Below are 10,129 nucleotides of genomic sequence, written 5' to 3' on the forward strand. Positions count from 1 at the left end.
CATCGGTCGCCTCGGCGGCTGGGACGGCTACCCATCGTCCAAGCCGCCAGGCCCCATCACCTTCAAAACCGGCCTCGAACACTTCCACGCCGTCGCCCAAGGATGGAGCCTCAGAGATGTGTGCATGCCCTAGTGCTTTCGCAGGGACGACACCGAGGATGGTTCTCGATTCAAGACGCCAAACACGCGGTGTCATCACCCGGCTTGACCGGGTGATCCAGTATTCCAGAGACAGCCGTTATTGAACCGATGGGCCGCGGCGTACTGGATCGCCCGGTCGAGCCGGGCGATGACGACTGAGAGTGGGGATACAACTTCGCATCCTCGCGACATGATTTGTCCGAGCTTTGCACTTCGTTTCGCCGCCCTGATTGCGAAAATTCCGCCACGCGGACGTCTAGACCAAATGCGTAGGTAGTCGTCCGGATATAGACGCCTTCTCGATCTCGCTATGCAAGCTTCAGCCAACAAGAAGAAACGGCATGAAGAAGCTGATCGATCGTCACCGGGACATTCAATACACGCTCACCAACATCGAACCCGACCTCTGGAGCTGGTCATTCGAAATCAACGGCAAGATCAAGCGCGGCACCACGCGCGCGCGGCTCGACCTGCTGGCGCAGCGCCGGGTCTGCACGCTGATCGATCGCGAATTGAAAGGTGTGGAACGGGGCAAGCCGAAGAAGCCTGACTAGGCCATCCGCTTCGCCGCCGACCTGGCCCAAGGCTTGGACTAAGGACTTGGACTAAGGGCTTGGCCTCTGGCTCAAAGCATCATGACACCGCGAGAACGGTCGCAGCGATGTCGAGCCGCGGTCCGGCATAGCGCCGGTCGTCCGGTCCATGCTGTCCGCAGCCGACGCTCCAGAGCGCGGACCACGACAACCGCTCGAGCCCCGTCGCCGATATCGCCGCGAACGACGTCCAACTGATGTCACCGCGGCGTCGCCACAGCACGCCGCCGGGTCCCATGTCCGGATAGAAGGCGATCTCGAGGTCGAAATCCCGCTCATCGCCGAGATCCGGACCGACCCAGTAGTGCGGACTGCGCCCCTGCTCACGCCCGAGGATCAGCGTGAGCGTCTGGTTCGGCCCGCGCAGGCCGAGCCAGAGCGGTGCGATCATGTCAGGCACAGGCGTGCAGAGCAGCGTTTGCGGCGCCGCTACTCCGGCGGCGGTCCGGCCTGACAATCTCAGGGCAACGACCGTCGCCGGCTCCGACGTCCCGGACAATGGCGCAGGGCTGATGCCGCGCGGCAACGGCGACCACGCCGCCTGCTCGAAAGATGGCAGCGGCCATGCGAGCTGCTCGCGGATGGCGCCTTCGGTGTCGAGCACCTGATAGCGGAGACCGTGCTGATCAAGCGCGGCCTGCACGCAATGCAGATACTCGACACCTTCAGGCATCCGGTGCGCGGTGCCCGCACCCGCCGTGCAGATCTGCAGCACGCCGCGATGGACCTGGACGTCGAATGCGAGGATGTGGCTGCAGACATAGGCCGTCACGCCGGCCCGGACCAGGATATCCCAGAAGCGCGCGCTGTATTCGTGGCCGATCTCGCGCTGATAGCTGCCGCTGAAGCCATTGATCGGGTAGACCGGATGATGACCCAGCACCAGTTTGTATCTCGCGTCCTTGTGCTGTTCGAGGATCCCTTGCAGCCAATCGGTCTCGACGTGCCCCTCGCCGCCGAGCCCGCTCCACAGCGTGTGCACGAACACCAGCAGCAGGTCGTCGCGGCGGACCGAATAGGACAGGCCTTCCTGACCGGGCGGACCGTTGCGCGGCAGCTTCAGCACCTCGCGAAACACCGCCTCGCTCGTCTCGTCATAGGTGGTGTGGTTGCCGGTCGTGTGCCACAGCGGCACCGCACGGCGGTCGAGCCAGCCCATTTCGGTATCAAGCCAATGCCGCCATTGCGCGCGCAACGCCTCCGCATCGGCGGTGAGGCCGATGATCTCGTCCCCCGGGAAGAGAATGAATTCGGGCGCAGGATGCAGCCGGCGGACCACATCATTCACTGACGCGAAGGTCCGCTCGTGCAGCGCGCCGGGAACGCCGGAGCAGGCGTCAGCATAGATCACGAACTGGTGGCCCGAATTTCTCGGCAACAGAGACGGAATTGCATCATGCATGGTCGGACCACGTCCTCACGAGCCACATCATAGAGGAACGCGGGCTGATCGCTCAAGGCGGCCATCGGCATGCGAGGTCGTGGATCGGGGCTCTCGAAGTGGTTCGATCCGACGACGGGGGTTTCTGCACACCAAGACGTGACTTTCGGAAAAGCTGGTCTGCCGGCAGGCGCTAGGCGGCGCTGCCGCAAGCTGCTAGCGTTTTGCGCTTCAGATTGCCTTACTCGAGGATCGGAGCAAATGGACAACCGTAGTGATGTTTGGCGCGGCGTCGACGCGATCAAGCCGCGTTTCATCGAATTGAGCGACCGGGTCTGGGCAATGCCCGAGGTCTGCTACACCGAGGCACGCTCCTCCGCCGAACATCTGGCCGAACTGCGCCACCAGGGTTTCCGCATCACCGAGAACCTCGCCGACATTCCAACCGCCGTGATGGGCGAATGGGGTGAAGGCGGCCCTGTCATCGCCTTCCTCGGCGAATATGACGCCCTGCCCAGCCTCAGCCAGGAGGCCGGCGTCGCCGAGCATCGTCCGGTCGAGACCGGCGGCCACGGCCATGGCTGCGGCCACAATCTGCTCGGTTCCTCCGCATTGCTTGCCGCGACCGCGGTGAAGGACTGGCTCGCCGCCAACAAGGTACCGGGCCGGGTGCGCTATTACGGCTGTCCTGCCGAGGAAGGCGGCGCGGCCAAGGCCTTCATGGTGCGTTGTGGCGCGTTCGAGGACGCCGACATCGCCATCACCTGGCATCCGCACAGCTTCTGGGAGGTGGCGGTGACGCCGTCACTCGCCAACACCCGGGCCGACTTCATCTTCACCGGGCGGACCTCGCATGCGGCGGCCTCGCCGCATCTCGGCCGCAGCGCGCTCGACGCGGTGGAATTGATGAATGTCGGCGTCAACTACATGCGCGAGCACATGCCGAGCGATGCCCGCGTGCATTACGCGCTGCTCGACACCGGCGGCATCGCGCCGAACGTGGTGCAGGCCCATGCCCGGGTGCGCTACTCGATCCGCGCCCGCGACCTGCCCGGCATGAACGAGTTAGTCGAGCGCGTGCACAAGATCGCGCAGGGCGCAGCCCTGATGACCGAGACCAAGGTCGAGATGAAGATCATCTCCGCGGTCTCCAACATCCTGCCCAACACCCCGCTGGAACAGACGCTGCACCGGATCATGGAAGACCTCGGCCCGCCGCATTTCGACGATGCCGACAAGGATTTCGCCGACAAGATCCGCGCAACCTTGACCGACAAGGACATCGCCTCGGTCTATTACGCGATCGGCATGGAGCCGACCGACCGGCCGCTGGCCGATTTCCTGGTGCCGATCGACGCCAAGCGCAATCCGCTGATCGGCTCGACCGATGTCGGCGACGTCAGCTGGGTGGTGCCGACGGTGCAGGTCCATGCACCGACGGTTGCAATCGGCACGCCGTTCCACACCTGGCAGGTTGTGGCGCAGGGCAAGACACCGGCCGCGCACAAGGCGATGGTGCAGGCCGCCAAGGCGATGGCCGGCCTCGGCGTCAGGGCGCTGATGGAGCCGGAGCTGATCGCGGCCGCCAAGGCCGACCTCAAGAAGCGGACCACGCGAACGCCCTATGTCAGTCCGCTGCCGGCGAATGTTGCACCGCCGTTGGACATGTCGGTCGCCTGAGCGCCGCATCCTGCGGGCCGGACCTGCGCTTCGATGCGCAGGCCGGCAGCCGCTTCGCGCGAAAATATGGTTGCGTGGCAAAAAAGCATCTCGGAACAAAGAATAACGAACAAATTTTCCGCAGTGCGAGGCGCGCATCAGCGCGCTTTGGCGCCGATATGCTGAACCGATGTGCGCCACGGGGAGGTTCTGCACAAGCGATAGCCAAAAGACCTAGACGCTGAAGGGCGGGAGGCGTTGACCTTCGCGTTCATTCGGTGTGCCATCTGCCGCCAGAACGGTGGCCGGTTCCAAAGCCCGCCGCAAACACACGTGAGCCGGACCGAGGGGACAATGTTCGACAATAATCTGCGAGGCATGATCGACGACGTGAAGGACGGACGGATGGACCGCCGCGCCTTCGTCAAGCGAATGATTGCCGTCGGCCTCACCGCGCCGATGGCCAACCAGATTCTGGCGATCGGCGGCGTCGCGATGGCGCAGAGCCCCAACCCCTACAAGCCGACCAGGCGCGGCGGCGGCGGCCCGCTCAAGCTGCTGTGGTGGCAGGGCCCGACTTTGCTCAATCCGCATTTCGCCACCGGCACCAAGGATCAGGACGGCTCGCGCATCTTCTATGAACCGCTGGCAAGCTGGGACGTCGACGGTCATCTCAACCCGATCCTCGCCGCCGAGATCCCCTCGATCCAGAATGGCGGGCTCTCGGCCGACGCCAAGACGGTGATCTGGAAACTCAAACCGGGCGTCAAATGGCACGACGGCAAGCCGATGACGGCCGACGATCTGGTGTTCAACTGGGAATATGCCAGCGACCCTGCGACCGCGGCCGTCTCGATTGAAACCTACAGCGGCCTGACCGTCGAAAAGATCGACGATCTCACGATCCGCATCACTTTCAAGAAGCCGACACCGTTCTGGGCCAATGCCTTTGTCGGGGCCTATGGCTGCATCATCCCGAAGCATCTGTTCGCGGAGTACAAGGGCGGCAAGTCCCGCGAGGCGCCCAACAATCTGAAGCCCGTCGGCACCGGCCCGTACAAGTTCGTCGAGTTCAAGCCGGGCGATCTGATCCGTGGCGAGATCAACCCCGACTACCACATGGCCAACCGTCCATCCTTCGACACGATCGAGATGAAGGGTGGCGGCGATGCCGTCTCGGCGGCACGCGCGGTGATCCAGACCGGCGAATATGATTTCGCCTGGAACATCCAGGTCGAAGACGAGGTGCTGCTGCGGCTCGAAAAGGGCGGCAAGGGCAAGGCCCTGTTCGCGGTCGGCGGCGACATCGAGTTCATTGCGATCAACTTCACCGACCCCAACACCGAGGTCGACGGCGAGCGCTCGTCGATCAAGACCAAGCATCCGATCCTGTCCGATCCGAAGGTACGTCAGGCGCTGGCGCTGCTGGTCGACCGCGACTCCGTCAAGAAAGCGATCTACGGCCGCGCCGGCCGCACCACCGCCAACTATCTCAACGGCCCCGAGGAGTTCGTCTCCAAGAACACCAAATGGGAGTTCTCGATCGAGAAGGCGAGCGCGCTGCTCGAGCAGGCCGGCTGGAAGCCGGGCTCCGACGGCATCCGCGAGAAGGACGGCAAGAAGCTGAAGCTTCTGTATCAGACCTCGATCAACGGGCCGCGGCAGAAGACCCAGGCCATCGTCAAGCAGGCCTGCCAGAAGGCCGGCATCGATGTCGAGCTGAAATCGGTGGTGGCCTCGGTGTTCTTCTCCTCCGACGTCGCCAACCCCGACACCTACGCCCACTTCTATGCCGACATCGAGATGTTCCAGATCCCGATGACGCAGCCCGATCCCGCTTTGCACATGCGCCGCTACCACTCGCGCAACATCGCCACCAAGGAGAACAAGTGGCAGGGGCCGAACTTCCCGCGCTGGGCCAACAAGGATTATGACGCCGCGGTCGATGCCGCCGATACCGAGACCGATCCGATCAAGCGGGCGGACCTCTACATCAAGGGCAATGACCTGATGTGGCAGGACAATGTGACGATCCCCGTGATGCATCGGCTCGCGGTGGAAGCCTCCTCCAACACGCTGCGGCCCGCGCTCTCCGGCTGGGCCAACCAAACCGACAATCTGCAAGACTGGTATCGTGAAACTTGAGCCGTGAGGGGGCTCGAGATGTGCTCCTTCCTCTCCCCGTTCTTACGGGGAGAGGCTTGGGATGAGGGGCTCCATCCGCAAATGCGTTGGAAGGTGAGTTCACCTGAGAAATCCCCTCACCCGGAATTCGGGCCGTGCTTGAATTCCGACCTCTCCCCGCACGCCGGGCGAGGTGAAGCTCGCCTTTCGATTGGAAGCAAGATCAACGTGCTCAAGGTGCGAGCGTTAGTTAGATGATCTCTCGATGAGTCAATATATCCTGCGCCGTCTGATGATCGCGATCCCGAGCCTGCTCGGAATCTCGCTCGTGCTGTTCGTCGTGCTCGCGCTCGCGCCCGGCGATCCGTTCAGCGAGCTCGCGACCAATCCGAACGTGCCGCCCGAGGTGCAGGCCGCGCTGCGCGCCAAGTTCGGCCTCGATGACCCGATCTATCTCCGTTATCTGCACTGGCTCGCGGCAATGGTCCACGGCGACTGGGGCTTCTCGTTCGTCAGCCGGGTCGATGTCGACACCCTGATCCTGCAGCGGCTGCCGACCACGCTTTACGTGGTCGGTTCGTCGCAGCTGCTGGCGCTCCTGATCGCGATCCCGGTCGGCGTCTATGCCGCCACCCGGCCCTATTCGCTGTTCGACCAGCTCGCCAACACCTTCGCCTTCATCGGCTTCTCGCTGCCGACCTTCTTCACCGGCATCCTGTTCATCCTGGTGTTTTCGGTGAAGCTGGACTGGCTGCCCTTCGTCTACACCAGCGTACCGGGAAGCGGCATCCCCTGGCTGCTGGAGATGATCCGGCAGGCCATCATGCCGGTGATGGTGCTCGGCCTGTTCCAGGCGGCCTCGATGACCCGCTTCGTACGCTCGGCGATGCTCGACGTGATCCGGCTCGACTACGTCACCACCGCACGCGCCAAGGGCCTCGGACAGGCCAAGGTGATCGTCAAGCATGTGATGCGCAATGCGATGATCCCGGTGGTCACGCTGATCGCGCTGCAGATGCCCGCCGTGTTCGGCGGCGCCATCGTCACCGAGCAGATCTTCCGGATTCCCGGCATCGGCTCACTCCTGATTTCCTCCATCCTCGCCAATGATACGCCGGTCGTAATGGCCGTGACCTTCGTCTTCGCGTGTCTCGTGGTGCTGTTCAACCTGATCGCAGATGTCCTCTATGGCTGGCTTGACCCTCGCATCTCCTTCCGCTGAGCGGCGCGGCTATTCGCCCTGGCGCGAAACCTGGCGGCGCTACCGCCGGCACAGGCCGGCGGTGATCAGCGCCGTGCTGCTGCTGCTGCTGATCGCGGCCGTCGTGATCGGCCCGTTCATCTGGCGCGTCTCGATCAGCGACATCGACGTGGTGGCGGGCCTGCAGGGTCCCTCGCTGGCGCATCCGTTCGGCACCGACGATCTCGGCCAGGACCTGCTCGCCCGCATGATCTATGGCGGACGCATCTCGCTTGCGGTTGGCCTTGCCGCGATGCTGGTCTCGGTGTTCGTCGGCACGCTGATCGGCGCGCTGGCCGGCATGTCGCGCGGCGCGCTGGGCTATGGGCTGATGTGGCTGACCGACCTGTTCCTGTCGCTGCCGCAACTGCCGCTGCTCCTGATGCTCATCTATCTGTTCCGCGACGGGCTCAAGGCCGTGTTTGGCCCGGAGGGCGGCATCTTCATCCTGATCGTGCTTGTCATCGGCGGCCTGCGCTGGATGCCGGTCGCCCGCCTGGTGCGCGCCCAGTTCCTCTCGCTGCGCGAGAAGGAATTCGTCGAGGCGGCGCGCGCGCTCGGCGCAAGCCCGGTGCGGCAGGTGGTGCGCCACATCCTGCCCAATGCGCTGGGCCCGGTGATCATCGCCGGCACGATCGACGTTGCCGCTGCGATCATCGCCGAATCGACGCTGTCGTTCCTCGGCCTCGGCTTCCCGCCTGACACCCCGACCTGGGGCCGCATCCTGTATGACGCCAAGGACTTTCTCGACATCGGCCCGCACTGGGCGCTATTCCCGGGCGGCGCGATCTTCATCGCGGTGGTCGCCATCAACTTCATCGGCGACGGGCTGCGCGATGCGCTCGACGCGCGCAAGGTGATCTGATGGCGCTGCTCGACATCAAGGGCCTGAAAACCCATTTCACCACCGACGCAGGCGTGCTGCAGGCGGTCGACGGCGTCGACATCTCGATCAACCGCGGCGAGACCCTGTGCGTGGTCGGTGAGTCCGGCTGCGGCAAGACCGTCACCGCGATGTCGATCCTGAAGCTGATCGCGATGCCGCCGGGCAAGATCGTCGCAGGCGAGATCATGTTCGAGGGCCGCGATCTGGTGCCGCTGTCGAGCCACCAGCTCGACGACATCAGAGCCAAGGAGATCGGCTTCATCTTCCAGGAGCCGATGACCTCGCTCAATCCGGTGCTGACGATCGGCGAGCAGATCGCCGAGAGCCTGCGCCGCCACGAGGCGGTGACCAAGAAGCAGGCGCTCGAGCGCACCATCGAGATGCTGAAGCTGGTGCAGATTCCCAATGCCGCGGGCCGCGTACATCACTATCCGCACCAGTTCTCGGGCGGCATGCGCCAGCGCGTGATGATCGCGATGGCGCTGGCATGCCGGCCGAAGCTTGTCATTGCCGACGAGCCGACCACCGCACTCGACGTCACCATCCAGGCGCAGATCCTCGACCTGCTTCAGGACATGAAGGAGCGCTTCGGCATGGCGGTGATGCTGATCACCCATGCCATGGGCGTGGTCGCCGAGACAGCGCAGCGCGTCGTCGTGATGTATGCCGGCAAGGTGGTGGAAGAGGCGCCGGTCGACGAATTGTTCGGCAATCCGCGCCATCCCTATACCCAGGGCCTGATCCGCTCGATTCCGCGCATCGATCTCGACGCCGAACACAAGACGCGGCTGGAGGCGATCGGCGGCTCGGTACCGATCCTGATCAACCCGCCGCCCGGCTGCCGGTTTGCGCCGCGCTGCAAGCACGCCATGAGCATCTGCACCGAACGGGAGCCGCGCCTGCGCGAGATCGCACCCGGCCATCGCATGGCCTGCCACCTCGGAGACGCGTCATGAGCGAGCCGCTGCTGCGAGTTTCCAATCTGAAGAAGCACTTTCCGGTGCTCGGCGGCCTGCTGTCGCGCGAGGTCGGCCAGGTCTATGCCGTCGACGGCGTGTCGTTTGCGGTCAACCGCGGCGAGACGCTGGGACTGGTCGGCGAATCCGGCTGCGGCAAGTCGACCACCGGCCGCTGCGTGCTGCGGCTGATCGAGCCGACCTCGGGCGAAATCGTGTTCGACGGCCAGAGCGTGACGGGTTTGGGCAGCGGCGATCTGCGCGCCATGCGTCGCAACATGCAGCTCGTGTTCCAGGACCCGTTCGCCTCGCTCAACCCGCGCATGACAGTCGGCGCGATCCTCGGCGAGCCCTTCATCATCCATAACCTCGTGACCTCAGCCAGCGAGCGCGAGGACCGCGTCGCGAGCCTGCTGGTCAAGGTCGGGCTGAAGGCCGAGCACATGCGGCGCTATCCGCATGAATTCTCCGGCGGCCAGCGCCAGCGCATCGCGATCGCCCGCGCGCTCACCCTGGAGCCGAAGCTGATCGTGTGCGACGAGCCGGTCTCGGCGCTCGACGTCTCGATCCAGGCCCAGGTCATCAACCTGCTCGAGGACCTGCAGGCCGAGCTGAACCTCACCTATTTGTTCGTGGCCCACGATCTCTCCGTGGTCGAGCACATCTCCGACCGCGTCGCCGTGATGTATCTCGGCCGCATCGTCGAACTCGCCAAGGCCAGCGACCTCTATCGCAACCCGCAGCATCCCTACACCAAGGCGCTGCTCTCGGCGGTGCCGGTGGCCGATCCCAAGGCGAAGCGCGACCGCATCCGGCTGAAGGGCGACGTGCCGAGCCCGATGAATCCGCCGCAGGGCTGCCACTTCCACACGAGATGCCCGATCGCCGAGGAGCGCTGCCGGCAAGCGTCGCCGGAATTGCGGGAAGGACGCAACGGGCACTTCGTGGCGTGCCATCTGGCGTAGGGTGCTTCTGCGGCGATCAAGCTGCTAACGCGCGCCCACGCCCGCCCTATCACCGTCACCCTGAGGAGCGCGCAGCGCGTCTCGAAGGGTCGACGGCCCCGCTGGTGGCCGTGCATCCTTCGAGGCTCGCTCCGCTCGCACCTCCAGCGACAACGGCAAAGCCGTTGCGCGGGGATGACGGGAC

Annotated in this window: 8 protein-coding genes; 7 read left to right on the forward strand and 1 reads right to left on the reverse strand. The window is 64.6% G+C overall.

What is annotated here, in order from left to right; genetic code table 11:
• Positions 1-482 precede the first annotated feature (482 nt).
• On the forward strand, positions 483-695 hold the full coding sequence (locus AC628_RS22740) for a hypothetical protein (protein WP_074128961.1): 213 nt from the start codon (positions 483-485) through the stop codon (positions 693-695).
• A 79-nt stretch (positions 696-774) separates the two neighbouring features.
• On the opposite strand, the gene AC628_RS22745 is transcribed toward AC628_RS22740, so the two are convergent.
• Positions 775-2,136: a metallophosphoesterase family protein gene (locus tag AC628_RS22745; RefSeq protein ID WP_074128962.1), complete on the reverse strand. Its 1,362-nt coding sequence runs from the start codon at positions 2,134-2,136 to the stop codon at positions 775-777.
• A 240-nt stretch (positions 2,137-2,376) separates the two neighbouring features.
• On the opposite strand from AC628_RS22745, the gene AC628_RS22750 reads away from it, so the two are divergent.
• The 6 genes from AC628_RS22750 (at position 2,377) to AC628_RS22775 (ending at position 9,945) form a co-directional block, all read left to right on the forward strand.
• Positions 2,377-3,795 (forward strand): M20 family metallopeptidase, encoded by a 1,419-nt coding sequence (locus AC628_RS22750; protein ID WP_074128963.1) that lies wholly within the window; start codon positions 2,377-2,379, stop codon positions 3,793-3,795.
• Between the two features lie 333 nt (positions 3,796-4,128).
• Positions 4,129-5,919 carry a peptide ABC transporter substrate-binding protein gene (locus tag AC628_RS22755; protein ID WP_074128964.1) on the forward strand — a complete coding sequence of 597 codons (1,791 nt, stop codon included), beginning with the start codon at positions 4,129-4,131 and terminating at the stop codon, positions 5,917-5,919.
• 244 nt (positions 5,920-6,163) lie between these two features.
• A complete protein-coding gene (locus AC628_RS22760) occupies positions 6,164-7,120 on the forward strand; it encodes an ABC transporter permease (protein WP_050424772.1) in 957 nt (318 codons plus the stop codon).
• A complete protein-coding gene (locus AC628_RS22765; protein ID WP_074128965.1) occupies positions 7,086-8,003 on the forward strand; it encodes an ABC transporter permease in 918 nt (305 codons plus the stop codon). The genes AC628_RS22760 and AC628_RS22765 overlap by 35 nt, the downstream gene beginning before the upstream one ends.
• Positions 8,000-8,980 carry an ABC transporter ATP-binding protein gene (locus AC628_RS22770; RefSeq protein WP_143201753.1) on the forward strand — a complete coding sequence of 327 codons (981 nt, stop codon included), beginning with the start codon at positions 8,000-8,002 and terminating at the stop codon, positions 8,978-8,980. Before AC628_RS22765 ends, AC628_RS22770 begins: the two co-directional genes overlap by 4 nt.
• Positions 8,977-9,945, forward strand: coding sequence for an ABC transporter ATP-binding protein (locus tag AC628_RS22775; RefSeq protein WP_074128967.1), 969 nt, complete (start codon positions 8,977-8,979; stop codon positions 9,943-9,945). The genes AC628_RS22770 and AC628_RS22775 overlap by 4 nt, the downstream gene beginning before the upstream one ends.
• The last annotated feature ends 184 nt before the right edge of the window (positions 9,946-10,129 follow it).

The sequence above is a fragment of the Bradyrhizobium sp. NAS96.2 genome (assembly GCF_001908235.1).
Taxonomy (GTDB): Bacteria; Pseudomonadota; Alphaproteobacteria; order Rhizobiales; family Xanthobacteraceae; genus Bradyrhizobium.

Excerpts from the sequence above, each read along its gene's own strand:
- AC628_RS22740 (WP_074128961.1), top strand. The coding sequence starts at position 483 with ATGAAGAAGCTGATCGATCGTCACCGGGACATTCAATACACGCTCACC.
- AC628_RS22745 (WP_074128962.1), bottom strand. The coding sequence starts at position 2,136 with ATGCATGATGCAATTCCGTCTCTGTTGCCGAGAAATTCGGGCCACCAG.
- AC628_RS22750 (WP_074128963.1), top strand. The coding sequence starts at position 2,377 with ATGGACAACCGTAGTGATGTTTGGCGCGGCGTCGACGCGATCAAGCCG.
- AC628_RS22755 (WP_074128964.1), top strand. The coding sequence starts at position 4,129 with ATGTTCGACAATAATCTGCGAGGCATGATCGACGACGTGAAGGACGGA.
- AC628_RS22760 (WP_050424772.1), top strand. The coding sequence starts at position 6,164 with ATGAGTCAATATATCCTGCGCCGTCTGATGATCGCGATCCCGAGCCTG.
- AC628_RS22765 (WP_074128965.1), top strand. The coding sequence starts at position 7,086 with ATGGCTGGCTTGACCCTCGCATCTCCTTCCGCTGAGCGGCGCGGCTAT.
- AC628_RS22775 (WP_074128967.1), top strand. The coding sequence starts at position 8,977 with ATGAGCGAGCCGCTGCTGCGAGTTTCCAATCTGAAGAAGCACTTTCCG.